The following is a 26432-nucleotide window of genomic DNA, read 5'->3' as shown; positions in this document are numbered from 1 at the left end:
CGTCCAGTTTTCGCGTCAGCTCGCCTTGCGGTTCACGCGGGCGGAGTGCTCCGTCAAATCGGCCGCGTCATCCGCGGGCGCCACTGCGTGGGCCAGCAGGCCCGCCTCCGCCAGACGCGCGCGGACGGCGGCGGCGTCTTCGGGCCGTCCGTAGAAGTAGCCCTGGCCTTTGAGCTCGCCCATGCGGCGCAGGCTTTCGAGAATGACGGGATTTTCGATGCCTTCGGCCGTGATCGGCAGATCGAGCCCATCGCCCAGCGAGACGATGGCGCGCACCATCTTGTCGCTGTCGTCGCTGCCGGCGAGTTCGGACACGAAGCTGCGATCGATCTTCAGCCGGTCGAACGGGAGCGAGCGAAGCTGAGACAGGCTGGAGAATCCCGTGCCGAAATCGTCGAGGCTGATGGTCACGCCCTGGTTCTTGAGGCTGGTGATGATCGAGCGGACCACTCCGATATTCTCGTGCAGGCAGCTTTCGGTGATCTCCACGTCCAGCCGATGCGGCGGGAAATTGTGCTTCACCAGCAGCTTGAGCAGTTTCTGCGAAAACCACGGATCGCGCAGCTGGATGGGCGAGATGTTGACCGACAGGGACAGGGTGGGCGACCACTCCCGTGCATCCTGCAGGGCCTGGTCGATCAGCCGCTCGCTCAGTTCCCCGATCATGCCGATCTCCTCGGCCACGGGAATGAACACTTCGGGGCTGATCGAGCCCAATGTCGGCGAATGCCAGCGCGCCAGCATTTCGAACCCGGTCAGCTGGCCGGTGGCAAGGTCCACCTGCTGTTCGTAGAACGGCACGAACTCGCCGCGCGCGACGCCGCGGCGGATGCCGTTTTCCAGCTCGCCGCGGAAGCGCAGTGCCCGCTCCATCGGTTCTTCGAACCAGAAGAAGCAGTTCTTGCCCTGCTTCTTCGCGTGATACATCGCGATGTCGGCACGGTGCGTCAGCGTCTCGGCGTCGACCGCGGCCGGATCGTCATGCGCCCCCAGGTTGGCGGAAATGCCGACGGAGATCGTGACTTCGATATCGATCCCGCCGTGCGATACGGGCTGGGCCACCCGTTCGATCAGCAGCCCGGCGAAGTGATCGACCCGTTCGGGCGTGCGCGGGTCGAACGGGACGACGCAGGCGAATTCGTCCCCGCCAAGCCGGGCGAGCAGGCCGTCCTTCGGCATCAGCGCGCGTATCCGGTCGGCGATCGCACGCAGCAGGGCGTCACCGGCGGTGTGCCCGTTGAGGTCGTTGATCATCTTGAAGTTGTCGAGATCGACCATGACGAATGCGGCCGCGCGACCATCGGCCCTGGCCGCCGCCAGCAGCGTATCGGTGGCGGGGCCGATGCTGCGGCGATTGAGGCTGCCCGTCAGCGGATCGCGTTCGGACAGTTCGCGGGCAAGCTGTTCCGCCTTGCGCCGTTCAGCAATCTCGCCGGTCAGCTCGGCGTAGCGGCGCCATCCGAAGATCACGAGCGCGATGTTGAGAAGCAGGGCGTTCACGAGCACGGGATCGGGCGCCGCGCCGATGCCCATCCAGGACTGGAGGACTTGCGGCAGGACCATGCCGCCCGTCCCGACGAAGAGGATGATGGCCGCCGCAGCAATGCCGAGCGCGACAAGATCGCGTTCCGCCGCGCCCATTTTGGGCGGCGGGCTTTCCTGTCCCTTGTCGTCTTTCGCCCGCATGCCCGTGCAACCGATCCCCCATGTTGCGCGAGGCCACCTATTCCCTAAGGGATTGAACATTGCGTTAAGGGTGCGTGCACCCGCGGCGCCCCGGTCGAAGGAGAGTGATAGCGTGCCGCGATACTGGCTGATGAAATCGGAACCGGATGCCTATAGCTGGGACGATCTGGTGTCCGAGGGCGAGGGGACCTGGGACGGCGTCCGCAATTATCGCGCACGCAACAATCTTGCCGCGATGAAGGTTGGCGACCGGGCGTTCTTCTACCATTCCAATATCGGCAAGGAAGTGGTCGGCATCGTCGAGATCAGCGTGCCGGGGTTTCCCGATCCCAGCGACGACACGGGGCGCTGGACGTCCGTCAAGGTAAAGCCGGTGCAACGCGTCAGCCGCCCCGTCAGCCTCGCCGCCATAAAGCAGGACCCGCGCCTGAAGGAAAGCGAACTCATCCGCCAGTCGCGGCTCTCCGTCGCCGAATTGACCCCGGACGAGTGGGCCGCGATCCTCGATCTGGCGGGGGAGTGACGGGAACGCGGGCGGTGCCCGCCCGTTGGTCGAATGAAGCAGCGGCGGGTTGCCGCAGCCATCCCGAGAGGAGACAATCCATGGGTGAATTCACCGACAAGGCCAAGGGCCTCGGCAATGAAATCGCGGGCAATGCCAAGCAGATGTCCGGCGATCCGGAAACGCGCGCCGAAGGCGCGGCGCAGGAACGCAAGGGCGAAGCGCAGAACCTCAAGGGCAAGGTGAAGGGCGCGTTCGGCGACAAAGTCTAACCGCGTTCAGCCAATGCCATTCGAAGGGCCGCTCCGAAAGGAGCGGCCCTTTTTCTTCGTGTGAGCGCCGGTCGCCTGATGAACGAACAGGCTTAATGTCCCGCCGCGCGACAGCGCGTCATTGGCGAGGAGCGGAATGGTTTCCAAAGTGTTAACACCATCGCTATGCGACGCTCACTCGTTCTCACCGATGAATCGGCCCGCCACCCCTTCCGCGCCGGCCTTCCGCCCCATGTTCGCAAGAGCCCGCCGGTTCCCGATCCGGTGTCCTGGGCCATCACGCGCGACGACGTGCGCGGATTTGCGAGTGCCTATTTCGCAAGCCTTGCCGCGGTCGCCGTCCTGATCGTCTAGAGCGCGGCGGCGCGCTCCGCGCGCAGGAGCAGCAGCCCGAGCCAGGCGGAGATCAGGCACATCGCCGCGGTGAGCAGGAGATGATGCACGATCTCGAGGCCCGCGGCGCTCAGGCCCGTCGCGATCAGCGATCCGACCACCATGGCCCCGGAATTCACGATGTTGTTCGCGGCGATCGTGCGCGCGGTCTGCGTCTTGGGCACGAAGGTCGTGAGGAACGCGTAGAGCGGAACCACGAACATGCCCCCCGCCACCGCGATGCCGAGAAGGCTGACGAGGAGAGGGATGGCGCCCGGATGCGCGATGAATTCGCCGACGGTGAGCAATGTCCCGTCCGCCTCTGCCACCCAGGTCCGGCACACGAAATAGAACGCGAGGACGAATACCCCCATCGCGATGACGGCCATCGGCGAATATCGCGCTGAAACGGTGCCCTTGAGCAGCGCGTTCACCGAAACGGAACCGATCGCGACCCCGATCGAGAAGATGACCAGGAACAGGCTGGCAACTTCCTTGCTGGCCGTCAGCACGTTCTTCGCCAGCGGCGGAAACTGGATGAACAGGACGGCACCGATCGTCCAGAAGAAGCTGATCGCCATGATGGCGAGGAACACGCGCCTGTCATGGGCGGTATTGCGCACCAGGTTGATCGAACTGCGGACGATATGGAAATCGAGCGGCTCAACGGCACCCTGCGCAGGGGCCGGCGGGACATGGCGGGACACGAGAAATCCGGCGAGGGCGGTCAGCACGACGAGGGCGGCCGCGGCTTCCACGGCGATCCAGCCGGCCAGGATCGTGCCGAAGAGGATGGCGATGTACGTGCCCGCCTCCACCAGACCGGTCCCGGCGAGCACTTCGCGTTCGTGGAGGTGTTGCGGCAGGATCGCGTACTTGATCGGGCCGAAGAAGGTGGAATGCACGCCCATCGCGAACAGCGCGAGCATCATCAGCGGGATCGCCGCGGCCTGGATCAGCAGGCCCTGCCATGCCAGCAGGAGACCTGCCGCCCCCACGAGCATGATCGCGATTTCCGCCGCCTTCACGATGCGGATGATGCGGGCCTTGTCGCGCATGTCGGCAAGCTGCCCCGCGAGGGCCGAGAGCAGGAAGAACGGCAGGATGAACACCGCGCTCGCGACCGCGCTGAACGTGCCTTCGGCGCTTTCGGAGTTGTAGACGCTGTACACCACGAACAGGACCATCGCGGTCTTGTAGAGGTTGTCGTTGAAGGCGCCGAGAAGCTGGGTAACGAATAGCGGCAGGAACCGCCGGCGGCGCAACATGTGGGTGGTGACAGTCATGCGATCCCGAAATGGTTGCCGCGTCCGCCGCGGGCTCTAGCGGCTGCCGCGCTGGGGACAAGCGCTAAGGGCGCTTTTGCCGGGGCGCGGGCTGCGCTAGGGCGGGGCGATGCAGTCACTGCCCAACCTGCTGACGCTGAGCCGCATCTTCGCGGTCCCGTTGCTGGCCTTCCTCTTGTGGTGGCCCAACTGGCGTTTCGGGTATGGCGTGGGCTTCGTGCTCTACTGCGTGATCGCTTTCACCGATTATGTCGACGGGTACCTCGCCCGCGCGCAGGGGACGGTGAGCAAGCTCGGCGTGTTCCTCGATCCCATCGCGGACAAGATCATGGTCGCGGCCGTGATCCTGGTGCTGGCGGCCCAGGGATATATGCGCGGGCCATATGTGGGCGATCTGCACGTGATCGCCGGGCTCATCATCCTTGTCCGCGAAATCGCGGTTTCGGGCTTGCGCGAATTCCTGGGGCCGCTGCAGGTTTCGGTCCCGGTGTCGAAGCTCGCCAAGTGGAAGACGACGTTCCAGCTCGTCAGCCTCGGCGCGCTGATACTGGGGGGCGCTGTCCACGGCGCGCCGTGCGAAGTGCGCAGCGATTGCGGCCCGCTGGCGGACCAGTGGATTCACGTGGTCGGGCTCGTCAGCCTGTGGGCCGCCGCCGCGCTCACCCTGGTGACGGGCTGGGACTACCTGCGCGTCGGCCTCAAACACATGGATTGACCGCTGGGCGGGGCCGTGCGGGTCAAGCCCTTCAACCGGCCTTCAGCTCTTCGGCCAGCAGCCTGAATTCTTCGCTGCGGGGGGAGTTCTTCCGCCAGACCAGGGCGATTTCCCGGCTGGGGGCCTTGCCCTTGAGCGGGCGGGCAACGACTTCGGTTTCGTGCAGGATGCCGGCCTCGATCGCCATTTCGGGCAGCATCGTCATGCCCAGCCCATTGTCCACCATCTGCACCAGGGTGTGGAGCGACGTCCCGATCATCGTCGCCGAGGCGCGCAGTTCAGGGCGGTTGCACGCGGCAAGCGCATGGTCGCGCAGGCAATGCCCGTCCTCCAGCAGGAGCAGGCGTCCTTCGTCGATCATCGAGGCCGGGATTTCCGCCGGTGGATCGCGGGGTTCGTCCCGGGGAAAGGCGACGAACAGGCGATCGTCGGTGATGTGCGCCGTATCGACATCGCCGGTGGCATAGGGAAGCGCCATCAGCACGCAGTCCGCCCGGCCGTGGCTCAGGCTTTCCAGCGCGTCGCCGGTGGTTTCCTCGCGCAGGAACAGCTTGAGCGCGGGCCGTTCCCGGCGCAGGCGCGGCAGGATGCGGGGGAGCATGAACGGGGCGATGGTGGGGATCACGCTCATGCGCAGCTCACCGCTCAGCGGTTTTCCGCTCGCCTGGACCAGATCGCTCAGTTCCTCCGCCTCACGCAGAAGGCGGTGTGCCTTCGCGACGACCTGTTCCCCCAGCGGCGTGAAGCGCACTACGCGCCGGCTGCGCTCCACCAGGGTGACGCCGAGCAGCGATTCCAGTTCGCGGATTCCGGCCGACAGCGTGGACTGCGAAACGAAGCTCGCGTCGGCGGCACGGCCGAAATGGCCATGCTCGTGCAGCGCAACCAGGTACTGCAGCTGCTTGATGGTGGGAAGGTAAGTGCTCACTCCGCGGCCAGTTCATCCCCGGCCGCGGGCAATTCGATCCGGGTCATGACCAGGCGGCCCTTCTCGACCCCGAACCCGAGCTTGCCTTCCACCAGGTCGAGCGCGTCCTTGCCGAACACTTCGTAGCGCCATCCCTTGAGGATCGGCAGGTCGCGCACCCCGGCGGCCAGCGCCTCCATCTCGTCGCTGCGGGTAAGCAGGCGCGCGGCGACGTCGATCTCGCGGCTGCGGATCTTGAGGAGCAGCTTGAGGAGGTCCGCCACCAGCACGCCTTCCTTGCCCAAGGGCGCGCCGCGCTTCGGCTTGTCGGGCATCTCGTCGGCGGAAAGGGGCTCGGCCTTTTCGATCGCCTTCATCAGGCGCTTGCCGATATCGTTGTCGCGCCACGCGGCGCTCAGGCCCCGCACCTTGACGAGGTCGGCCTGCGCCTTGGGCGGATGGCTGGCGAGGTCGGCCAGCGTCTCGTCGCGCATGATGCGGCCGCGCGGGATGTTCTTGTGCTGCGCCTCAGCCTCGCGCCAGGCGGCCAGCGCCTTGAGGCGGCCGAGCACGGCGGCGTTGCGGCTGGGCGGGCGAATGCGTTCCCACGCGCTCCCGGCGTCGTTGGCGTAGTTCGCCGGGTCGGCGAGCTTCTCCATTTCGGCGTCGAGCCAGGCGCCGCGGCCTGTCTTGAACAGCTTCTTCAGGATGCGCGGGAAGATCTGCGCCAGGTGCGTGACGTCGCCGATGGCATATTCGATCTGCCGATCGGTCAGCGGTCGGCGGCTCCAGTCGGTAAAGCGCGCCCCCTTGTCGACCGCGAAGCCCAGCCAGCTTTCGACCAGGTTGCTGTAGCCGATCTGTTCGGACTGGCTGATCGCCATCATCGCGATCTGGGTGTCGAAGATCGGATGCGGGGTCTTGCCCGTGAGGTTATAGACGATCTCGACGTCCTGGCCCCCGGCGTGGAAGACCTTCAGCACATCCTCGTTCTCGCACAACAGGTCGAGCAGGGGGGCAAGGTCGATGCCGTCGGCCATCGGGTCGATCGCGGCGGCTTCGTTGGCGTCCGCGATCTGTACCAGGCACAGTTCCGGCCAGTACGTGTTCTCGCGCATGAATTCGGTATCCACCGCGACGAAATCGGATTTCGCGAGGCGGGCGCAAAGGTCGGCCAGCGCCTGGGTGGTGGTGATCAGATCGTGTATCTTCATCGGTTCTTTTCTTGTCCCGGGCGGAGTACCGCCCACGGGATCGCGCCGCAGCTTGACAAAGCCGGGTCGTTCCCCTGTTAGCCCGCGTCGTTTGCCCCTATGGGGGCCGCGCCCGCGATGCGTTTTGCGGGCCGCCCCTAACGCCTTACCCGCCTAATTGGAAAGTATTTAGATGCACGCCTATCGTACCCACAGCTGCGGCGCCCTGACCGCGAACGATGCCGGGCAGGACGTCCGCCTGTCGGGCTGGGTGCATAACAAGCGCGATCACGGCGGTGTGCTGTTCGTCGACCTGCGCGATCATTACGGCGTGACGCAGATCGTGGCCGACAGCGACAGCCCGGCGCTGCCGGTGCTCGAAAAGCTTCGGCTGGAATCGGTGGTGACGATCGACGGCACGGTGAAGGCGCGTGCCGAAGCCGCGGTGAACCCGAACCTGCCGACCGGCGCGATCGAGGTCTTCGCCCGCGACGTCACCGTGCAGAGCCGGGCGGACGATCTGCCGCTGATCGTTAATTCGGCGGAAGATTATCCGGAGGAAACCCGCCTCAAGTACCGCTTCGTCGATCTGCGGCGCGAACGCCTCCACCGCAATATCATGCTGCGTTCTGGTGTCATCGCCTCGCTGCGGCGGCGGATGATCGGGCAGGGCTTCACCGAATTCCAGACGCCGATTCTCGGCGCGTCGAGCCCGGAAGGCGCGCGCGACTATCTGGTGCCCAGCCGCTTGCACCCGGGGCGCTTCTACGCCCTTCCGCAGGCGCCGCAGATGTTCAAGCAGTTGCTGATGGTGGCCGGCTTCGACCGCTATTTCCAGATCGCGCCCTGCTTCCGCGACGAGGACCTGCGCGCCGACCGCAGCCCCGAATTCTACCAGCTCGACTTCGAGATGAGCTTCGTGACGCAGGAGGACGTGTTCACGACCATCGAGCCGGTGCTCGCCGGCGTGTTCGAGGAATTCTCGGGCGGCAAGAGCGTGACTCCCGCGGGCAGCTTCCCGCGCATTCCGTATCGCGAGGCGATGCTCAAATACGGCACCGACAAGCCCGACCTGCGCAACCCGCTGATCATTTCCGACGTGTCGCAGCACTTCACCCGCAGCGGCTTTGGCCTGTTCGAGAAGATCGTCGGTTCCGGCGGCGTCGTCCGCGCGATCCCGGCGCCCGCGACTCACGAAAAGAGCCGCAAGTTCTTCGACGACATGAACGAGTGGGCACGGCGCGAAGGTTTCGCCGGCCTCGGCTACGTCACACGCAAGGGCGGCGAATTCGGCGGGCCCATCGCCAAGAACCACGGCACCGAGGGCATGGAGACGCTCTATGCTGAATTGGGGCTGGGCGACAACGACGGGCTGTTCTTCGCCGCCGGCAAGGAGAAGGACGCCGCCAAGCTCGCCGGCGCGGCGCGAACGCGGGTTGGCGAGGAGCTCGGCCTCATCCCGGACGACCGGTTCGAATTCTGCTGGATCGTCGACTTCCCGATGTTCGAATACGACGAGGACGCGAAGAAGGTCGACTTCAGCCACAATCCGTTCTCGATGCCGCAGGGCGAAATGGAGGCGCTGGAGAGCAAGGACCCGCTCGATGTCCTGGCGTGGCAGTACGACATCGTGTGCAATGGGTACGAGCTGAGTTCGGGCGCGATCCGGAACCACAAGCCGGAGATCATGTACAAGGCGTTCGAGATCGCCGGCTATTCGCGGGCGGACGTGGATGCGAACTTCAGCGGCATGATCGAGGCGTTCAAGCTGGGCGCACCCCCGCATGGCGGTTCCGCTCCCGGAATCGACCGCATCGTCATGCTGCTTGCCGACGAGCCCAATATTCGCGAGGTGATCGCTTTCCCGTTGAACCAGCGGGCACAGGACCTGATGATGGGCGCGCCGAGCGAGGTGCCGGCGCGGGCCTTGCGCGATGTCCACATCCGGTTGGCCCAGCCAGCGGAGTCCGGCTCCTAGCTTTAATTAAAATCAAGTATTTAATTCGCTTGGAGGCGGAACGGGCACGTTTCGTCGCAATCCCGGCGTGTTGATGGCGATCGCCCATTCTGAACGGAACGCATGAGCGGGGCGTCCATTGGTTTCCCAGCAAGCCAAAGGAGCCCCTCCCATGACCGAAACGACAGGCCAGAGCAGCACGAGCACGTCTGCCCAATCCGTACGCGACGAGCTTTCGCAAGATGCCTCGCGCTTGACCCAGACAGCCACCCAGCGGGCAGAACAGGCCGCAGACGGGGGCAAGAAACAGGCCACCACTGCCGCGCACGCCGCGTCGTCCGCCATCGGGAAGGCGGCCGGTGCGCTTCGCCAGGATGACAAGGCGCCGGAGTGGCTCGCCAACGCCTTCGACAAGACCGCGCGGCAGATCGACGATCTCGCCCGGACCATCGAAGGGAAGGATATCAAGGAGATACGCCGGGGCGTGAGCCAGTTCGCGCGCCAGAACCCCCTGGCATTCCTGGCGGCGTCGGCTGCGGCCGGATTCGCGGCGGCACGGTTCCTGCGTGCGGGCAGCGAATATCAGAGCCATCATCCGGAAGGCGGACAGGGATCGTCCTCCGCCACCAGCCGGTTCGCGGGTTCGTCGTACGATCCTTCGGCGTCTACCGGCTCCGGCGGGACCGGACCGGGCACGCGCGCAGGCTCAGCGACCGGATCGGACATGGGCGGCGCCGGCACCTCGACCGGTTTCGGCACGGGCAGCAGCAGCGCCCAGGGCGGCGCATCGCGACCGGGCGAGACCACATGGTCGCCTGCTTCGTCGGCGTCTCAGCGTGAAGGGAGCATGTCGTGACCGATGCCACAATCCACACCACGGCCGCCGGGTCCGTTCGATCGCGGGACCCGGGCGGCGGTGACAACGTCGTCGACCTGATCGGCCGCCTGACAAGCCAGGGCGCGCATCTTGCGCAAGAGCAGGTTGCCCTGATGCAGGCGGAAGTCCGGGAAAGCGTGACCGACATCAAGCAGGCGATCGGCGCCTACGCGGGCGCTGCCGTGCTGGGGCTCGCCGGCCTCGGCGTGACGCTGACCGGCCTCGGCTGGTGGCTGGGCACGGCGATCGACAATGTCCCGCTGGGGATCGTCATCGTCGGGATCATCACGCTGATCGTCGCCGCCGTTCTTTACTCCGGCGCCAAGAACAAGCTCGCGGCCGCCAACCTGAAGCCGGAACGCACCATCCGGACCGTGGAACATACGCCGGACATCGTCACCGGCACGCACAGCACCACAGGAGCTACCCATGAACGCCACTGACAACACATCGCACCGCGATCCTGCCGAGATCGAACGGGAAATCCGCCAGACGCAGGCCGAGATGAGCCGCACCGTCGACCGTCTCGGGGACCAGTTGACACCGCGCAACCTCCTCAACGGGCTGCTCGACAAGGCGGACGAGAACGGTATCGACGCGCGGTATCTCGTCGACGGCGCGCGGCGCAACCCGATCGCGCTGGCCATGATCGCCCTCGGCGGAATCTGGCTGGTGAGCGACAGCGACGCGAAGGCATCGTCGCTCAAGCCATCCGGCCTTGGCAACCTCAAGAAATGGGGCGCCCATGACGATCATCATCGTGGCTATGTCGATCATATGAGCCGCTGCGAGCCGCAGGCGAACGAGGACATGGCCGCATATCGCCGTCGGCGTGACATTGCCCGGTCGAATTATCTGATGATCGAGCAGCGGCACGACGAGGACGAGACCTCGTTCCGGCAGCGGCTCGATCAGGCGACGGACGCCTTGCGTGACAAGCGCGACAGCCTGCTCGACCAAGCCGGCCAGATGGGCCGCAGCGCGAGGGGCACCGCCCGGGGCGCGGCGGACAGCGCCAGCCAGGCCTATCAGTCGAACCCCATGGTGGGCGGCATGGTCGCCGCGTTCGTGGGCGCGCTTGCCGGGGCGACCGCGCCGGTGACGCGCTTCGAAGAAGAGCAGATGGGCAGGATGGGCTCCGACGCGCTCGACGCCGCAAAGGACAAGGCACACGACCTTGCCGACATGGCGCGCGACAAGAAGGATGAACTGATCGACAAGGCCGACCGTAAGATGGGCGATACCCAGTCCGCCGGATCGGCCGAACGGTCTTTCGCGGAAGCATCCTCGCCGCGGTCCACCCAGTACAGCTCGACCTGAACCGGTCGCCGGGCGGACATGGCGGCAGTTCGCAAGTGCTGCCGCCTTTCGCTTGGGTCACGCTAAACCAAGGATACGCACGCGCGCCCGGGCACTTGCCAGCCCCGGCGGCGTTCATTAGGGCGAAAGGCAATTCGAAACCCCCAAGCCAAGAGGGAACTCTCATGAGCGATACCGCTGAACGCGTGCAGAAGATTGTCGTCGAACACCTGGGTGTAGAAGCCGACAAGGTTACCCAGGAAGCCAGCTTCATCGACGACCTGGGCGCCGACAGCCTCGACATCGTGGAACTCGTGATGGCGTTCGAAGAAGAATTCGGCGTGGAAATCCCCGACGATGCGGCTGAGAAGATCACCACCGTCGGTGACGCCACCAAGTACATCGAAGAGCACAAGGGCTGACAGGCCCGTCCCGCCGTGCTCGCCTGACGGCAAGTCGGCGGGGCTTCGACAGGCTCGACCCCAGGCGGGGCCGGGCCTGTTGCATTTCACGGAGAGCAGAATGCGCCGAGTGGTCGTAACCGGATTGGGCCTCGTAACCCCGCTGGGTGCCGATGTCGAAACGACGTGGAAGAACCTTATCGCCGGCAAGAGCGGGATCGGACCGATCACCCGCTTCGACGTCACCGACCAGAAGGCGAAGATCGCCGGCGAGGTGAAGCCGGCCGACCACGAATGGGGCTTCGATCCCAACAAGCGCGTGGATCACAAGGTTCAGCGCCAGGTCGATCCGTTCATCGTCTACGCGATCGATGCCGCCGGGCAGGCGATCGAGGATGCCGGCCTCGAAGACATGGACGAGGCGACCAGGGAACGCGCGGGTGTCTCCATCGGATCGGGCATCGGCGGCTTGCCGGGAATCGAGAGCGAATCCCTCGTGCTGGCAGAAAAGGGTGCAGGGCGCGTCAGCCCGCACTTCGTCCATGGGCGGCTGATCAACCTCACCAGCGGCCAGGTTTCGATCAAGTACGGGCTGATGGGGCCGAACCACTCGGTCGTGACGGCGTGCTCCACGGGCGCGCACTCGATCGGCGATGCCGCGCGCATGATCCGCGACGACGATGCGGACATCATGCTGGCGGGCGGGGCCGAATCCACGCTCAACCCGCTGGGCCTTGCCGGGTTCGCCCAGGCGAAGGCACTCAACATGAGCATGAACGACACGCCGGAAAAGGCGAGCCGCCCGTACGACAAGGGGCGTGACGGCTTCGTGATGGGCGAAGGCGCCGGTGTCATGGTGCTGGAGGAATACGAGCACGCCAAGGCGCGGGGCGCGAAGATCTATGCCGAGGTCGTGGGTTACGGCCTGTCGGGCGATGCCTATCACGTCACGGCCCCGCACCCGGAAGGGCGCGGCGCGGAGCTCGCCATGCGCATGGCGCTGAAGAAGGCGGACATGGGGCCGGGCGACATCGACTACGTCAACGCGCACGGCACCAGCACGATGGCCGACACGATCGAACTCGCCGCGGTAAAGCGCGTGCTGGGCGACGATCTCAACGGCGCCTCGATGTCGAGCACCAAGAGCGCGATCGGCCACCTTCTCGGCGGCGCCGGGGCGGTGGAGGCGATCTTCTGCGTGCTGGCGATTCGCGACCAGGTGGTGCCGCCGACACTGAATCTCGACGATCCGGACGAGGGCACCGAAGGGGTCGATCTCGTGCCCCACACCGCACGTCACCGCGAAGTGGATGCCGCCCTGTCGAACAGCTTCGGCTTCGGCGGCACCAACGCCAGCTTGATCTTCAAGAAGGTCGAAGGCTGACGTGAAGCGCCTGATACTGGCCGCCGCGCTGATCGGGGCGGTCGGGCTCGCCTGGTTCGCGTGGGGCTGGTACGGCTCGGCCAACGTCGAGAAGGAGACGGCCTTCACCGTGCCGGACGGGGCCACGCTGACGAGCGTCGCACGCGAACTGGAGGACAAGGGCCTGATCGCCTCGGCGGACAGCTTCCTGCTGCGCGCGAAGATTCTCGGCAGCGGCGACCCGGTGCAGCGGGGCGAGTTTGCGCTGCCCCAGGGTGCGAGCCCGGCGACGATCCTCGATACGCTGCAGCATGGCCAGGTCATCCGCCGCTTCGTGACGGTGCCGGAAGGGCTGCCGTCGATCATGGTGCACGAGCGGCTGATGGCCGAACCCCTGCTGACCGGGCCCATTCCGGTCCCGGCGGAAGGCTCCGTCCTCCCCGATACGTACGATTTCGAACGCGGCGAAACCCGGGCGAAAGTGCTGGCGCGGATGCAGGCCGCAATGACCGCCTATCTCGCCGAAGCGTGGGCCAAGCGGAAGCCCGGCATCGCTGTCTCAAACCCGCGCGATGCGGTGATCCTGGCCTCGATCGTCGAGAAGGAAACCGGCGTGGCGCGCGAACGGCGCATGGTCGCCGGCCTCTATTCGAACCGGGTGAAGCAGGGGATGCCGCTCCAGGCCGATCCCACGATCATCTACCCGATCACGAAAGGAAAGCCGCTGGGCCGCCGAATCCGCCAGAGCGAGATCGCCGCCGTGAACGGCTACAATACTTATACGATGCGCGGCCTTCCCGACGGGCCGATCACCAATCCGGGGCGCGAAAGCATCGCGGCGGTGCTTGACCCGGCAAAGACGGATGCGGTCTTCATGGTGGCCGACGGGACCGGCGGTCACGTTTTCGCGAACACCCTTGCCGAACATAACGCCAACGTCAGCAAGTGGTTCGCCATCCGCCGCGCTCGCGGAGAGCTGGACTGACCGGAACAGGCAGCCTCGCGCCGCTGATCGTCACCGCCGAACTGCCCGAGGCGTTGCAATCGCGCGCCGACCAACTCCGCGCCGCGCACTTCCCGCCTGAGCGCAACGTTCTGAAGGCGCACGTCACCTTGTTCCATGCGCTCCCGCCGAGCCTGGAGGGGGAACTTCGCGCCGCGCTCGCGACCGAGGCTCGGGCGCGGCCGCCCGAGGCGCGCCTCGAAGGGCTGATGAACCTCGGGCGGGGGACGGCGCTGCGGATCGTGAGCCCGGCGATGGTGGCGTTGCGCGAACGACTGGCCGACCGGTTCCATGGCCTGCTCACCCCGCAGGACATGCAGGAACCACGCCTGCACGTGACGATCCAGAACAAGGTTTCCCCGGACGAGGCCCGCGCGCTCCAGGCGCGATTGGCGCCTTCGCTCCAACCGCGCGCGTTTGCGTTCGCGGGGCTCGCCTGTCACCGATACCGCGGTGGCCCCTGGGAGTTTGTCCGCCGCTGGAATTTCCGCGGTTGACCGGCGTGACCAGCGCATCTAGATGCGCCGCCTGCCCGGCGACATAGCCGCGCGGCCCTCTGGGGCGGAGTAGCTCAGCCGGTTAGAGCAGCGGAATCATAATCCGCGTGTCGGGGGTTCGAGTCCCTCCTCCGCTACCATTCCCGGACCAAGAAGCCGGGTCTTCCATGTCGACGTGAAGCCCTTGGCTTTGTTCGGGCGGCGAGGGCGATTCGGTCGATGAGAGTGCGGACCGCTTCGCGCCCGCCTGATCGCTGAGGTCAGGTGTCCCCGATCGCCTTCTCACCCACGATGTTGATGCCATAGCCTTCGATGGCGACCACGTTGTGATGCGCATTGGTGAGCAGGATCATGTCCTGAACACCCAGGTCCACCAGGATCTGCGCGCCAATGCCGTAAGTGCGCAAGTCCATGCTTGGGGGCTGGCCGCTCGCGGCTTCGACCTCGCGGGTCAGGCTTTCCGGATCGCCCGGCATCAACAGGACGATAACCCCCGCGCCTTCGCGGCCGATTTCGGCCATCGCGCGCTGGAGCGTGCGCTTGCGCGGCCCAGGTGCGCCCAGCACGTCGGAATAGATCGAGATCGCGTGCATCCGCACGAGGGTGGCCTGCGAAGGGTCGATCGCGCCCTTCTGGAGCACGATGTTGACCGTGCCATCCACCTTGTTGCGGTAGGATTTCGCGATCCAGTCGCCCCCGTAGTCGGAGGTGAAGGGCGCGGTCGCGATGCATTCCACCAGGTTGTCGTGGCGGCGCCGGTATTCGATGAGGTCGCGGATGGTGCCGATCTTCAGGTCGTGAACTTTGGCGAAGGCGATCAGATCGTCCATTCGCGCCATGGTACCGTCGTCCTTCATGATCTCGCAGATCACGCCGGCGGCATTCAGACCGGCGAGGCGGGCGATATCGACCGCGGCCTCGGTATGACCCGCCCGCACGAGGACGCCGCCATCGCGGGCGACCAGGGGGAAAACATGCCCCGGTGCCACGAGATCGGATTTGCCTTTGCTGGCATCGATCGCAACCGAGACGGTGCGCGCGCGGTCCGCTGCGGAAATCCCTGTCGTCACGCCCTCACGGGCTTCGATCGAGACGGTGAAGGCCGTTTCGTGCCGGCTGCCGTTGTTCCGGCTCATCAATTCGAGCCCCAGGTGCTCGATCCGTTCCCGGGTCATCGCCAGGCAGATCAGCCCGCGGCCGTGAGTGGCCATGAAGTTGATCGCATCCGGGGTCGCCATCTGCGCAGGGATGATGAGGTCGCCCTCGTTCTCCCGGTCCTCGTCGTCGACGAGGATGAACATGCGCCCGTTGCGCGCTTCGTCGATGATCTCCTCGATCGGGACAAGGGCGGGGCCGTCGTCGCTGGCGAAAATGAACCGCTCCAGCTTGCCGAGCGTCTCGGCAGTGGGGTTCCAGTTCTCCTCCATCAGATCGCGCAATGTGTTGGCGTGCAGCCCGGCCGCACGGGAGAGGCCAGAGCGGGACATGCCGCTTTCGCTCACGAGGCGACGGATTCGAGTGATGAGATCAGCAGACATGACGTCGGCGTATCACAGCGTAATGTGAGATGCTATCAAAAATAGAGACATTATGATGGGCTGCGATGATCGGCCCGCCGCAAACAGATCCCATCGTTGCCGAAGAGTTCGTCGGCGCCGGCGCGCGTCAACCGGCGCTGCCGTCTTCCAGCCACAGGCGCGGCAGGCCGGGGTCGGTTCCGTGGATGACCCGTTTGAGCAGATGGCGCAGGAGGTCCGCCTCGCTCGGATCGAGTATCTCCAGCATTTCATCCTCGATCGCCTTGGCCGCGGCGGCGGCTTCCAGGAACTTGCGCCGTCCGGCCTCGCTGAGTTCGAGCTTGCCGTGATCGACCGGCACCACGAGGTCGCGTTTCTCGAGATCGGATGCGACTGCCGGGTCGAAACGATACCCGGTGTATCCGATGAGCGCGTTGATCTCCTGGATGTCGGCAGGGCCGCGAAGCCCCAGGACACTCAGGGCGAAATGGTCCACCAGGCTGAGCTCGAGACGTTCGAGCACGGGGCGAATCCTGCCGTAGGCCTGGTAATGCGCGCGCCCCAGGAGGTAGCCGAGGAAATCTTCGCCGAAGCGGTCGGCGGTGGCCGCTTCCGGTTGCGCCTGTTCCAGGTTGGCGGCTCGCCGCGCCGCGAGCGCGTAACGGCCGGAGTGGAACAGCAGGGCGGGGCGGTCGCTGCGCTCGAACGCCTCCACTTGCCCCACGAAGATCACGTGGTCCCCGCCGTCATAGCGATAGGCCATGCGGCATTCGAAGCGCGCTGCCGTGCCGGTCAACAAGGGCGATCCGCCTGCGCCCCGCTCGAATTCGAGGCCGGCGAACTTTTCCGCGCTCGTCCCCCGGGCGAAGCGGTTGGACAGCGCCTCCTGGTCGGAGGCGAGAACATGGACAGCGAAATGATCGGCAGCCTCGAACACCGGCAGCGAGGAGGATTTGCGCGCGAGGCTCCACAGAACCATAGGCGGGTCGAGCGAGACCGAGTTGAAGCTGTTGGCGGTGACGCCCACGTCGCCTTGCGCCTTGTCCGTCGCCGTCACGATGGTCACGCCGGTCGCAAATGCGCCGAGAGCCGAGCGGAACTCGTTCTGGTCGATCGCTCCGCTCATGCTCATCAATCTCCGGCAGGCCCGATCGCCGTCCCCGACGGCGCTTCGCCCATCACGGTTACGGTGGTTCGGCCCTCGCTGTCCACCGCCTGCTGCAGGAACGAGGTTCGCCGCGAGCGGGTCGCCGCGATCCACCAGCGGCCATCGCGGCGAACGTAATCATCCTCGTATTCGACGCCCATCTGGGTCAGCAGCCGCGGGCCGAGGTTCACATTGTGAAACAATAGCGACCATCGCCCCCTTGCCTCGTCCGCGCCATCGAATTCGATCACGCCGTTGGCGCCGTGGTGGATGTCGAAGACACCAGGCGCGCAACCCATTTCGCGATAGACTGCCACGAAAGCGTCGCGATCATCGAAGCGCGGGAAACCTTCGAAATCGATCACCGCCCCGTCGGGAGAAAGCGTATCGCGCACCCCTTCGACATCCTTGAGGTCGCAGCTGCGCAGGTAACGCGCCTTCAATTCGCGGATCGCACGCTCGTCTTCCAGGCGCTGAACCCGAGCCGTCACGTCATTCAACGACATTTCCGCCATTATGCGATTTCCCTCTGGATTTGCGTAGCCATACCGTTATGCCGTTACGCAAATCAAGCGGAGAGAGCCACATGGAGTTTGCCGGCAAGCGCATAGTCGTGACAGGTGCCGCATCGGGGATCGGCCGTGCCACGGCGATCAAGTTCGCGGCCGAAGGGGCCGACCTGGTCATCGCAGACATCAACCAGGCCGGGCTGGAGGAAACCGCCGGGATGCTGGCCCGAACCGCGCGTGCGGTGCCTTACGACGCTGCCGATTTCGATTCCTGCCGCGCGCTGATCGCGGCCGCGGCGGAAGGCGGCCCCATCGACGTGCTCGCCAACGTCGCGGGGATGCTGGCCTGGGGTCCGACGCTCGATTTCGATGAGGCGCTGTTCGAGAAGATCGTGCGGGTGAACCTCACCAGCGTCTATTGCCTGTGCCGCGCGGCGTTGCCGCACCTGATCGAGAGCAAGGGCAATATCGTCAACACGGCATCGACAGCCGCCTTGCAGGGGATCGCCTACACGGTTGCCTACGCAGCCTCGAAGCACGGCGTGATGGGCATCACCAAGAGCCTGGCGGTCGAGTTCGCGAGCAAGGGCGTGCGGGTCAACGCGGTCGCACCAGGCCATGTCGACACGCCGATGGGCAATTCCGCGCCGCCAGCGGGCGATGTGGACTGGGCGCTCGTGATGCGCAATTCGCCCAAACTGGTCGATGGAACCTGCGCGCCTTCCGACATTGCCGAAACGATCGCGTTCCTCGCTTCGGAGCGATCGCGCAAGACGACCGGGGCAATCCTCAACGTCGATGGCGGTCAGCTCGCCGGCTGAGCGGCAGACAGCAGCGCGAACGCGCCGGGATTGCCGTCCAGCGGGCGATTGACCCGGCGCGCAACGCGCCAGCCTTCGGGGGTGCGCGCGAGTTCCCAACGGTTAGCGCTGGCGCGCCATACCGTCCATTCATCGCCGTTCCGCCGGAACACGATGCTGTGATTGACGGCGATCGCCTTGTCCCCATCCAGGTCGATGGCCGGCGCGCTGAGCACATGGGCGCAGCCATCGGCCATCAGCGCGCGGTGAAGCGCCGCATCGATCAGCGCGGCGATGGCGGGACGGCCGCGCGCCACGTGGAAACCGCCGACATCGTACTCGCCCGCTTCGGTCCACAGGGCGGCAAGCGCTTGTGCCTCGCCCGCGTCGGCAAGCGGTCCGTAACGCGCGATGAGGTCGCGGATGGCTTCGCGGTCTTCAACGCGCCGCAGGCGGAGCTCAGCCGCCTCCACCATGGAACCCCTCCGCGCGGGCCTTCAGCGCCAGCGCACTGTCGTCGAACGCCCGCTTGATCCACGGGCCTGCGAAGCGGAACACGTGGATGCCGTTGGCGCCCAGGAAGGCGTCGGTCGAATAATAACGGCAGCTTTCCGGACCGGTCGCCTCGATCACCTGATCGCGCCGCGCGGGGTAGGGCCAGTAGTCGAGGTTCGGGAATTCCCAGCTCAGCAGCCGTTCCGGCTCGAATCCGCAGATATATTCGAGGTTGGGCACCGTCGGACCGCCCGCGGTGGCATAGTTTATCAGGGTCATCTCTATGGGCGCGCCCATCTCGAGCGTGGAGACCGCCCGAATGCAGAACGGGTTCCACTCGTTGTAGCGCGGCAGGTCGGTGAGAATTTCCCAGACGACACGCGCCGGCGCGGCGATGTCGATCGTGTCGGAGACCGTCACGGCATCCGGGTCGAACCCCATAGCCGGATCGTCGGCGAGCGAAGGGGCGGCTTTCATCCAGTCGAGCATGATCATGGCGCCACCCAGTCGCCGCCATTGACGTCGAGCGCGGCGCCGGTGATCTCGCTCGCGTAGTCGGACAGCAGGAAATAGATCGCCTTGGCGCAGTCCGCATCGGGCGGGATGTGGCCGACGGGGATTTCCGATGCGCGCTGCGCGCGAAATGCATCGCCCTGATCGCCCAGGGACCCGATGTAACCTTCCAGCGGCGCGCCCATCATCCAGCCCATGAGCGTGGTGTTGACCCGAATACCGGTTCCCGAAAGCTCCACTGCGAGTTGCCGGGTGAGTTGGTTGAGCGCCGCCTTCGCCATCGCATAGCCGCCCTCGCCGGGCATCGGCTTGCGCGTGGCGAGCGTGGAGACGTTGACGATCGATCCGCCGCCGGCCTCGCGCATGGCAGGAATTACCGACTGCGCCATGCGCAGCGCGCCGGCCGCGTTGACATTGAACGCCTGGAGAAGCTGGTCGATCGAGTGCGTTTCCAGGTTCATCCAGTCAGGGTGGAAATAGGCGGAGTTCACCAGGCCATCGATCCGGCCCCACTGGTCGATCGCGGCCTTCGCCAGGGCCTGGCACTGGTCGGTATCGGATACGTCGCATGGTACGGCGATCGCTTCGCCACCCTTGCCGGCGATATCGGCGACGATCGCCTCGATCGCATCCCTGCTGCGTGCGGATACGACCACTCTCGCCCCTTCGGCGGCTGCACCGCGGCAAGTGGCCTGGCCCATGCCGGGCCCCGCGCCGGTGACAATGACGACTTTATCCTTGAGCAACATCCGCGGGCATCCTTTCAGGGTATGATTATGGGATCGTTACGATGACTTTGGCCGCTTTCCCAGGACGCGCGGCGGCTGCGAAAGTCGTGAGGTCACCGGGCCGTCTCCAGATAGCGGCTGTGATATTCCGCAAAGTCCGCGGCGATGCCTTCCGGCGTCAGTCCGAACTGGTCGGGTGTGTATTTGTGACGCGGCCGCCCCTCGCGCCGGTTGGCCTCGACACAGTCCGCCATCGCGGCGGCGTCGGCCTCGTCGAACCCCAGTCCCAGTGCGCGCATCACGCGCTCTCCAGTGCCCACCGGGTCGCGCACGGTTTCTTCGTACCGCACGTCGATCACCTGGCCCGCGGGCAGCGTAGCGCGGATTGCCTCGAGCCGGGCGAGACCTTCCGCGAAGCGCCGGCTCCAGTGAGCGCCCTGTTCCTCCTTGCGATACGTCGTCGACGAATTGACCGTGAGCGAGCAGCACATCGAGCAGTAGCTGGGCACGACCTCGCCGACGTCGCGATGCGTCATCACCAGCTTCGCTTCGGGCCACACCTTCAGGAAGCCGGCGAGACCGCCCATCAGGTGGTGGGGCGTCTTGAACACCCAGGGCCGCCGCGGCTCGCCGCGTGCCGCACGCTGGTGCTGGATCGCCTGCATGAAACGGTACAGATCGCGGAAGGCCGGCTCCTGGTCCTGTTCGGCCTGCCAGAAGCCGTATTCGTGGATCGGCATCATCGAATCGTAGGTGCTCGACAGGAACGTCCGGTCGAGCAGCACCACTTCTTCGTTGATGGCCATCGCGTCCATCGGGTCGATGCTTTCAAAGTCGGGCCATTCGGTGAGCAGCCAGTCGACGAGCTGCTTGCCGGCTTCCTGGCGCGGACCGGGATCGCTCGCCGTCTCGCCCGGGAAGGGGAGGGGGAAGGCGGTTTCCCACCACCACAGCGCGGTGAGCCTGGGGGACGAGGCCAGCAGGCGGTGCACCATCGTGGAACCGGTGCGCGGCAGGCCGACGATCGCGCAGGCGGCTTCCACGCGTTCTTCTTCCGCCGCGGGATGATCCTTGAAGTATTGCACCAGCTTCAGCCGGTCGGCGAGTGCGCCGCGGATGCGCACCCCGGCCGAGCTTTCGGGCGAGACCAGCCCGGCATCGCGATTGACGAATCCGACGAGCTTTTCGAGCGGAGCAAGGAACCACGGATCGCCGAAGTCATCGAGCCCGGTTTCCGCCCGGGCTTCGGCCAGCAGCGTTTCCACGTCGAGTTGTGACGTCAAAGAGAATTCTCCTCTAGGTCATTTGCGCGCGTTTCCACCACGAACATGCGGGTGAACGCGCGATCGAGAAATTGATCTTCGTCCGCGGCGATCATGGCGGCGACCGCGGGGTCGGCATGGCGAGCGAGCATCGCGTCATATCCGGCGCGGTCGCCGAACTCGATCTCCGTCACCACGTCGAAGTCGAACGGGGCGGCATCGCTTTCGAACGCTGCGGTAAAGTCCGCGAAGTTGCGGCGGTAGGCGGTGATTGACGGAAACTGTGACAGGATCAGGGGCGCGTGGTAATTTTCGTAGTAACGGATGAAGGCATCGCGAGTGATGTCGGCGCGCCGTTTCAGCAGGGCGATGACCTTGAACCCGCTCATGCGCCGGGGCCTGCCAGCAAGCCGAGCGTCCACGACGGGTCGCTGCGATCGGCCGTGCCGCCCGGCGCCTGCCCGGAAAGTTCCTCAAATGCGGTTTCATCGACGGGGCGGGCATCGCCGTGATCGAACACCAGGCTCCGCTCGATGAATTTCCACGTCCCGGCGCGCCGCTCGTACCGGTCGAGATAGCGCCCGCCGATCACGATCTCGCGGCGCTGGGGCGGGCGGGTGCGGTGGTAGGCGACCGCGTAATGTTCGCCTTCGGCACGATCGCCATCGATCGCGAAGAGACTGTTGGTCACGCGGTGCACGGTGAGCTCGAACGGCGCCATGGCATCGGGCAGCCACGCGACGAACGCATCGGCGGTGCCATCGAACATCGCGCCGTGGTGGTCGACGGCGTCGTCCCAGTATAGCGAGCGCACCAGGGCGAAGTCGCGGCGGTCGACGCCGCGGCAATAGCGCATGACGAGGTCTGCCAGCGCGACCCTGTCGAGCGCCTCGTCCGCCGTCACGCCGCCGCTTTCCGTCCGGCCCTGCGGCCGAAGAACGTGCAATCGGCAAGGCTCATTCCCGAAGAATAGCCGTGGCCCCAGGCGGGAAGGCCCGACGTGCAGCGACCCGCGGCATAGAGCCCGGGGACCGGCGTGCCGCCCCGGTCGAGCACCTCGCCATCCACGGACGTCTTCAAGCCGCCGAGCGTGAAGAAGCTGAAATAGCTCGCCTGGAAATCGAGCTCCAGCGCCACGAACGGCCCCTGGTCGAGCGGGACGAGGATCGGCGTGCGCTTGCCGTACAGCGGGTCGCGGCCTTCGCGCGCGTGCGCGTTATAGAACGCCATTGTCGCCGCCAGGGTGCCCGCCGGCATCTCCAGTTCGGCCTCGACTTCCTCCCACGTATCGCCCGTCCCGGCGATCGAGACGCGGGCAAATTCGGGCGGCTGTTCGAAATGCGCGCTGTCGAGCAGGAGATAGACCTTGCCGCCCGGTTGATCGACCGCGGTGCGGCTTACCCGGCCGTGATAGCAGTCTTCGTTGATGAAGCGCTGGCCGGCGATATTGACGAACACGCCTTTCGCGTGCGGTTCGGGCATGGTCCACGGGCAGGTGGTGAAGAACTGGTCCATGTGGATCGCGTCGCCGCCGGCGCTCACGCCCAGTTCGATGCCCGACCCGTCATCCTTGTCGCCGATGGGATCGGCAATGCGGAAGGTATCGGGGCAATACTTGCGGCGCATCCCTTCGTTCATCACGAAACCGCCGGCGGCCAGCACCACGCCCTTCGCCGCGCGGACGAAGCGGTTCTGGTTGTCGATCCGCATCACCGCGCCGACGATACGTTCGCCATCGCGGACGAGCGCAACCGCGCGCGCATCGGTCACGATCTCGACGCCGCGCTCCCGCGCGCCGGCTTCCAGGATATCGACCAGCGGGCGGCCGCCGCCCCAGCCCATGTGCTGGATCACGTGGCCGCGCGGGGCGGGCGTGGCGAGATCGCAGAACGGCGCGGCGGCTTCGCTGCCCGACCAGATCAGCGTGGAATCGTCGGTGGGTTCGATCACCTTGCCGGGCATGTAGTTGCCGCGATAGGGCACGCCCTGCGCCTTGAGCCAGGCGTAATGATCGAGCGCTTCGGCCGCGTAGAGATCGCACTTCGCCTCGTCGGCACAGGGGCCGCCGGCAAGCTTCAGGTAAGCGGCCAGCGCTTCGGTGGTGTCGTCGAACCCGGCGGCCTTCTGCGCGTCCGTGCCGCCGCCGATGTAGATCTCGCCGCCCGACAGCGCGCTCGCGCCGCCGCTGCCGGAATTGCGTTCGAACAGCATGACCCGCGCCCCGGCACCGGCGGCCTCGATCGCAGCGCAGGCACCCGCCGCGCCAAAGCCGATCACCGCCACATCGGTCTCGTAGTCCCAGGCGGCGACTTCGTGAGCCGGAAACGGACGATGCAGCGAGATTTCCGTCATTATTCGAACCGTGCCTCACAAGTGCCGACGCCTTCGAGCGTCATTTCGAAAACATCGCCCGGGCGCGCGTCTTCCAGCGGCACGAGGCTGCCCGATAGGATGACGTCGCCCGCGTCGAGCGTGACGCCGTATTCCCCGAGCGTGTTGGCGAGCCACGCGACCGCCTGCGCGGGGTCGCCCTGGACCGCCGAACCGTAGCCTTCCGATAGCGGCGCGCCGTTCTTCGTGACGGTCACCCTGAGCGCCGGCAGGTCGAAATCGCGGGGGTCGACCCGCGCTTCGCCGAGCACGAACACGCCGCAGCTCGCGTTGTCCGCCACGGTGTCGACGATGCCGATCTTCCAGCCTTCGATCCGGCTATCGACGATCTCGAAGCAGGGGGCGATCGCCTCGGTCGCAGCGACCACCTGCGCGGCGGTCACTCCCGGTCCGTTGAGCGGCGCCTTGAGGATGAACGCGATCTCCGCTTCGGCACGGGGCTGGATCAGGTTGTGCGCGGCGATGTCGATCACGCCCTTGGCCAGCATCCGGTCGGTCAGGAAGCCGAAGTCCGGCTGGTGCACGCCGAGCATGTCCTGCACGGCCTTGCTGGTGACGCCGATCTTCTTGCCGATCACCCTTTCGCCATCGGCGCGGCGGCGGGCCAGCGCGTCGAGGCTGATCGCGTAAGCATCGTCGATCGTGAGCGAAGGGTCGCGCGCGATCAGCGGGGGCACCGTGCGCCCGTCCCGGAGCGCATGGTAGAGTTCCGCGCCGTAGCGTTCAGCGGTCTGCATTCAGGAAGTCGATCGCGTAGGCGTTGAACTCGGCCGCGCGTTCGACCTGGACCCAGTGCCCGGTGCGCGCAAAGGTGAGCGTGCGCACGTCGGGACATGCGTCGAGGAACAGGCGTGCGTGGCTTTCCGGGCAGAATTCGTCGTTCAGCCCCCACATCACGAAGATCGGCTTGTCCAGCTCGTGCAGGCGCAGCCCCAGGTTGGGCGTCTTCATGCGCGCCAGCACGTCCTTGGGCTGCGTGCGCGCGACGGCGAAGCGTTCGGCCACCAGCTCTTCGGGGATCCTGTCGGCGTAATCGGGGTGGAGGAGGTTCGCGATCAGCCGGCGCTGCTCTTCGAGATTGAAGTCCGGCCCGCCGAAGCCAGAGACCATCTTGGCGATGCCGGGCATGGTGAAATAGCTCGCCTGTTCCGCCACCGCGCCCGGCGCCATCAGCACCAGGCGGCGCGCGAATTCCGGATGATCGAGCGTCATCTGGATGGCCACCCCGCCGCCGAGCGAATTGCCGATGAGGTGCGCGCTCTCCACGCCGTGCTGGCGCAGGGCATCGTACAGCGTGTCGGTGAACAGCTGGAGCGGGTAGTCAACGCCTTCGGGTTTCGACGACGCGCCGTAGCCGATCATGTCCGGCAGGATAACCCGGTATCCGGCCGATACGAACGCGTCGATGTTCTGGCGGAAATTGGAAGCGCCCGACGCGCCGGGCCCGCTTCCGTGGATGAACACCACCGCGGGGCCGCTGCCGGCTTCCTTCAGGTGAATCTGGTAATCGCCGGCGACCGTGTAGGTCGCTTCGCGGAGTTCGGCCATGGTCTCTCCGGTCACAGGAACGTGAATGCGGGCGGTTCGCCCGTCAGGCTGCCTACGAGGTCACTCGTCCGGTTGCCCGGATCGTTGGCGACGTGGGCGCGCGCGGCGCACAAGTCGAGCCAGGGCTGGACGATGGGGCTCGACATATAGATCGCGCGCCCGCCGAGAAGGGGCAGCATTTCGTCCACCAGATCGGCGAGACGCCTGACCACGTTGGACGAATTGTATGCGTAGAGCACCCGCTTTTCCATCGGGATGGGCTCGCCCCGCCCGGCGGTTTCCATCAGGTCGTCGAACGTCGCCGCCAGGGTCCGCTCCATCTCGATGATCTGCGCGTGCGCGCGGGCAATCGCCGCGTGGAGCAAGGGGTCGGCCTTCGACGCCTTGCCGGTGTTGGACGAAACCCGGTCGAGCATGATCTGCACCGCCGCGTTCACCGCGGCGCGCGCGCCGCCGAACGCTGCGGTCGATACCGACCGGATGAAGACCTGGGCCCAGGGGAGGGAATAGAGCGGGCCCGTGTTCACATCCTGGCCCGGATTGGTGCAGGCGAACCCGTCGCTCGCCTTGTGGGTGCGATATTCGGGGATGAAGGCATTGTCGACGACGATGTCCAGGCTGCCCGTGCCCTGAAGTCCGAACACGTCCCAGGTTCCGTCGATGATCTCGTAATCGCTGCGCGGCAGCAGGAACGTGCGCATCTCCGGCGGGCCGCTTTCGCCGAAGATCAGCGAGCCCAGCAGAATCCAGCCGCAATGCTTCGATCCTGATGAGAAGCCCCAGCGGCCCGACAGGCGGAAGCCGCCCTCGACCACTTCGACCTTGCCGACGGGCTGGTAGGTCGATGACACCAGCATTGCCGGATCGTCGCCCCACACTTCCGCCTGCGCGCGGTCGTCGAACAGGGCGAGCTCGAACGGATGGCAGCCGATGACGCCATAGACCCAGCCGGTCGACATGCACCCTTCGGCCAGGGCCTTCTGGATTTCGAAGAAGACGTTGGGATGCATCTCGTAGCCGCCCCAGCGCCTGGGCTGGAGCACGCGGAAGAAGCCCGCCTCCTGCATTTCCGCGATGGTCTCGGCCGGCACGTTGCCTTCGATCGTGCAGCGGCGGGCGCGTTGCTTCAGCACCGGGATCATCGCCTTCGCACGCGCGATCAGATCGTCAGCTGATGGCACGGCGCCCTCGC

The 26432-nt window shown here is 66.1% G+C and carries 30 protein-coding genes and 1 tRNA gene; 14 read left to right on the top strand and 17 right to left on the bottom strand.

The genetic code is table 11. The annotated features are described in order from the left end of the window. Positions 1 to 15 precede the first annotated feature (15 nt). Positions 16 to 1686 (bottom strand): putative bifunctional diguanylate cyclase/phosphodiesterase, encoded by a 1671-nt coding sequence (locus tag GRI40_RS04055; protein WP_160610160.1) that lies wholly within the window; start codon positions 1684 to 1686, stop codon positions 16 to 18. A gap of 130 nt (positions 1687 to 1816) precedes the next feature. On the opposite strand from GRI40_RS04055, the gene GRI40_RS04050 reads away from it, so the two are divergent. The 3 genes from GRI40_RS04050 (at position 1817) to GRI40_RS04040 (ending at position 2814) form a co-directional block, all read left to right on the top strand. Further along, positions 1817 to 2209 carry an EVE domain-containing protein gene (locus tag GRI40_RS04050; RefSeq protein WP_160610159.1) on the top strand — a complete coding sequence of 131 codons (393 nt, stop codon included), beginning with the start codon at positions 1817 to 1819 and terminating at the stop codon, positions 2207 to 2209. Between the two features lie 80 nt (positions 2210 to 2289). Further along, on the top strand, positions 2290 to 2460 hold the full coding sequence (locus GRI40_RS04045; RefSeq protein WP_160610158.1) for a CsbD family protein: 171 nt from the start codon (positions 2290 to 2292) through the stop codon (positions 2458 to 2460). A 165-nt stretch (positions 2461 to 2625) separates the two neighbouring features. Then, a complete protein-coding gene (locus tag GRI40_RS04040; protein ID WP_160610157.1) occupies positions 2626 to 2814 on the top strand; it encodes a hypothetical protein in 189 nt (62 codons plus the stop codon). Here the strand turns inward: GRI40_RS04040 and GRI40_RS04035 are convergent. Then, positions 2811 to 4118, bottom strand: coding sequence for an MFS transporter (locus tag GRI40_RS04035; protein ID WP_160610156.1), 1308 nt, complete (start codon positions 4116 to 4118; stop codon positions 2811 to 2813). The two genes, GRI40_RS04040 and GRI40_RS04035, sit on opposite strands and share 4 nt — an antisense overlap. Positions 4119 to 4227: 109 nt before the next feature. Between GRI40_RS04035 and pgsA the strand changes: the two genes are divergently transcribed. Continuing rightward, the gene (gene pgsA / locus GRI40_RS04030) at positions 4228 to 4833 is read left to right on the top strand and encodes a CDP-diacylglycerol--glycerol-3-phosphate 3-phosphatidyltransferase (protein ID WP_160610155.1); all 606 of its coding nucleotides are present in this window, start codon (positions 4228 to 4230) and stop codon (positions 4831 to 4833) included. A 31-nt stretch (positions 4834 to 4864) separates the two neighbouring features. Here pgsA and GRI40_RS04025 read toward each other — a convergent pair whose 3' ends face one another. Both GRI40_RS04025 and rnd read right to left on the bottom strand, forming a co-directional pair. Further along, positions 4865 to 5761, bottom strand: coding sequence for a LysR substrate-binding domain-containing protein (locus GRI40_RS04025; RefSeq protein ID WP_160610154.1), 897 nt, complete (start codon positions 5759 to 5761; stop codon positions 4865 to 4867). Continuing rightward, positions 5758 to 6954, bottom strand: a complete 1197-nt coding sequence (gene rnd / locus GRI40_RS04020; protein WP_160610153.1) for a ribonuclease D — start codon at positions 6952 to 6954, stop codon at positions 5758 to 5760. Before rnd ends, GRI40_RS04025 begins: the two co-directional genes overlap by 4 nt. 172 nt (positions 6955 to 7126) lie before the next feature. Between rnd and aspS the strand changes: the two genes are divergently transcribed. From aspS to GRI40_RS03975, 9 genes are all read left to right on the top strand, one after another. Continuing rightward, positions 7127 to 8911: an aspartate--tRNA ligase gene (aspS, locus tag GRI40_RS04015; protein WP_160610152.1), complete on the top strand. Its 1785-nt coding sequence runs from the start codon at positions 7127 to 7129 to the stop codon at positions 8909 to 8911. 151 nt (positions 8912 to 9062) lie between these two features. After that, positions 9063 to 9746, top strand: a complete 684-nt coding sequence (locus tag GRI40_RS04010) for a hypothetical protein (RefSeq protein WP_160610151.1) — start codon at positions 9063 to 9065, stop codon at positions 9744 to 9746. Further along, the gene (locus GRI40_RS04005) at positions 9743 to 10210 is read left to right on the top strand and encodes a phage holin family protein (RefSeq protein ID WP_160610150.1); all 468 of its coding nucleotides are present in this window, start codon (positions 9743 to 9745) and stop codon (positions 10208 to 10210) included. The genes GRI40_RS04010 and GRI40_RS04005 overlap by 4 nt, the downstream gene beginning before the upstream one ends. Next, positions 10197 to 11087, top strand: coding sequence for a DUF3618 domain-containing protein (locus tag GRI40_RS04000; RefSeq protein WP_160610149.1), 891 nt, complete (start codon positions 10197 to 10199; stop codon positions 11085 to 11087). The genes GRI40_RS04005 and GRI40_RS04000 overlap by 14 nt, the downstream gene beginning before the upstream one ends. A 164-nt stretch (positions 11088 to 11251) precedes the next feature. Then, positions 11252 to 11488, top strand: a complete 237-nt coding sequence (locus tag GRI40_RS03995; RefSeq protein WP_160610148.1) for an acyl carrier protein — start codon at positions 11252 to 11254, stop codon at positions 11486 to 11488. 100 nt (positions 11489 to 11588) lie between these two features. Beyond that, positions 11589 to 12851, top strand: a complete 1263-nt coding sequence (fabF, locus tag GRI40_RS03990) for a beta-ketoacyl-ACP synthase II (RefSeq protein ID WP_160610147.1) — start codon at positions 11589 to 11591, stop codon at positions 12849 to 12851. A gap of 1 nt (position 12852) precedes the next feature. Continuing rightward, positions 12853 to 13815 carry an endolytic transglycosylase MltG gene (mltG, locus tag GRI40_RS03985; protein WP_160610146.1) on the top strand — a complete coding sequence of 321 codons (963 nt, stop codon included), beginning with the start codon at positions 12853 to 12855 and terminating at the stop codon, positions 13813 to 13815. Continuing rightward, the gene (locus GRI40_RS03980; protein ID WP_337190487.1) at positions 13776 to 14330 is read left to right on the top strand and encodes a 2'-5' RNA ligase family protein; all 555 of its coding nucleotides are present in this window, start codon (positions 13776 to 13778) and stop codon (positions 14328 to 14330) included. Before mltG ends, GRI40_RS03980 begins: the two co-directional genes overlap by 40 nt. A 63-nt stretch (positions 14331 to 14393) precedes the next feature. Continuing rightward, positions 14394 to 14470, top strand: a tRNA-Met gene (locus GRI40_RS03975). A gap of 120 nt (positions 14471 to 14590) precedes the next feature. Here GRI40_RS03975 and ribB read toward each other — a convergent pair. The 3 genes from ribB to GRI40_RS03960 all read right to left on the bottom strand — a co-directional run bounded on the left by ribB (position 14591) and on the right by GRI40_RS03960 (position 17509). Then, on the bottom strand, positions 14591 to 15868 hold the full coding sequence (gene ribB / locus GRI40_RS03970; protein ID WP_160610145.1) for a 3,4-dihydroxy-2-butanone-4-phosphate synthase: 1278 nt from the start codon (positions 15866 to 15868) through the stop codon (positions 14591 to 14593). 127 nt (positions 15869 to 15995) lie between these two features. After that, complete coding sequence (locus GRI40_RS03965) at positions 15996 to 16973, bottom strand: flavin reductase family protein (RefSeq protein WP_202390131.1); 978 nt, start codon at positions 16971 to 16973, stop codon at positions 15996 to 15998. A 5-nt stretch (positions 16974 to 16978) separates the two neighbouring features. After that, positions 16979 to 17509, bottom strand: coding sequence for a nuclear transport factor 2 family protein (locus GRI40_RS03960; protein ID WP_160610143.1), 531 nt, complete (start codon positions 17507 to 17509; stop codon positions 16979 to 16981). Between the two features lie 71 nt (positions 17510 to 17580). Between GRI40_RS03960 and GRI40_RS03955 the strand changes: the two genes are divergently transcribed. Then, complete coding sequence (locus tag GRI40_RS03955; protein ID WP_160610142.1) at positions 17581 to 18324, top strand: SDR family NAD(P)-dependent oxidoreductase; 744 nt, start codon at positions 17581 to 17583, stop codon at positions 18322 to 18324. On the opposite strand, the gene GRI40_RS03950 is transcribed toward GRI40_RS03955, so the two are convergent. From GRI40_RS03950 to GRI40_RS03905, 10 genes are all read right to left on the bottom strand, one after another. Continuing rightward, positions 18309 to 18779, bottom strand: a complete 471-nt coding sequence (locus GRI40_RS03950; RefSeq protein ID WP_160610141.1) for a nuclear transport factor 2 family protein — start codon at positions 18777 to 18779, stop codon at positions 18309 to 18311. The two genes, GRI40_RS03955 and GRI40_RS03950, sit on opposite strands and share 16 nt — an antisense overlap. Further along, positions 18763 to 19293: an SRPBCC domain-containing protein gene (locus tag GRI40_RS03945; RefSeq protein ID WP_237488991.1), complete on the bottom strand. Its 531-nt coding sequence runs from the start codon at positions 19291 to 19293 to the stop codon at positions 18763 to 18765. The genes GRI40_RS03950 and GRI40_RS03945 overlap by 17 nt, the downstream gene beginning before the upstream one ends. Further along, on the bottom strand, positions 19290 to 20060 hold the full coding sequence (locus GRI40_RS03940) for an SDR family oxidoreductase (protein WP_160610140.1): 771 nt from the start codon (positions 20058 to 20060) through the stop codon (positions 19290 to 19292). Before GRI40_RS03940 ends, GRI40_RS03945 begins: the two co-directional genes overlap by 4 nt. A gap of 92 nt (positions 20061 to 20152) precedes the next feature. Beyond that, positions 20153 to 21322 (bottom strand): sulfotransferase family protein, encoded by a 1170-nt coding sequence (locus GRI40_RS03935; RefSeq protein ID WP_160610139.1) that lies wholly within the window; start codon positions 21320 to 21322, stop codon positions 20153 to 20155. Then, entirely contained in the window at positions 21319 to 21690 is a 372-nt protein-coding gene (locus GRI40_RS03930; RefSeq protein WP_160610138.1) for an EthD domain-containing protein, read from the bottom strand. The genes GRI40_RS03935 and GRI40_RS03930 overlap by 4 nt, the downstream gene beginning before the upstream one ends. Next, a complete protein-coding gene (locus tag GRI40_RS03925; protein WP_160610137.1) occupies positions 21687 to 22205 on the bottom strand; it encodes a nuclear transport factor 2 family protein in 519 nt (172 codons plus the stop codon). The genes GRI40_RS03930 and GRI40_RS03925 overlap by 4 nt, the downstream gene beginning before the upstream one ends. Then, the gene (locus tag GRI40_RS03920) at positions 22202 to 23653 is read right to left on the bottom strand and encodes an FAD-dependent oxidoreductase (RefSeq protein WP_160610136.1); all 1452 of its coding nucleotides are present in this window, start codon (positions 23651 to 23653) and stop codon (positions 22202 to 22204) included. The genes GRI40_RS03925 and GRI40_RS03920 overlap by 4 nt, the downstream gene beginning before the upstream one ends. Beyond that, a complete protein-coding gene (locus tag GRI40_RS03915) occupies positions 23653 to 24429 on the bottom strand; it encodes a fumarylacetoacetate hydrolase family protein (protein WP_160610135.1) in 777 nt (258 codons plus the stop codon). The genes GRI40_RS03920 and GRI40_RS03915 overlap by 1 nt, the downstream gene beginning before the upstream one ends. Next, complete coding sequence (locus GRI40_RS03910) at positions 24416 to 25240, bottom strand: alpha/beta fold hydrolase (RefSeq protein ID WP_160610134.1); 825 nt, start codon at positions 25238 to 25240, stop codon at positions 24416 to 24418. Before GRI40_RS03910 ends, GRI40_RS03915 begins: the two co-directional genes overlap by 14 nt. 11 nt (positions 25241 to 25251) lie before the next feature. Continuing rightward, entirely contained in the window at positions 25252 to 26382 is a 1131-nt protein-coding gene (locus tag GRI40_RS03905; protein ID WP_160611383.1) for an acyl-CoA dehydrogenase family protein, read from the bottom strand. Positions 26383 to 26432 lie beyond the last annotated feature (50 nt).

Source organism: Tsuneonella aeria (assembly GCF_009827495.1).
GTDB classification, from domain to species: Bacteria; Pseudomonadota; Alphaproteobacteria; order Sphingomonadales; family Sphingomonadaceae; genus Tsuneonella; species Tsuneonella aeria.
The sequence above is the reverse complement of the archived record's forward strand: the minus strand, read 5'-3'. Positions and strand labels throughout refer to the sequence as shown.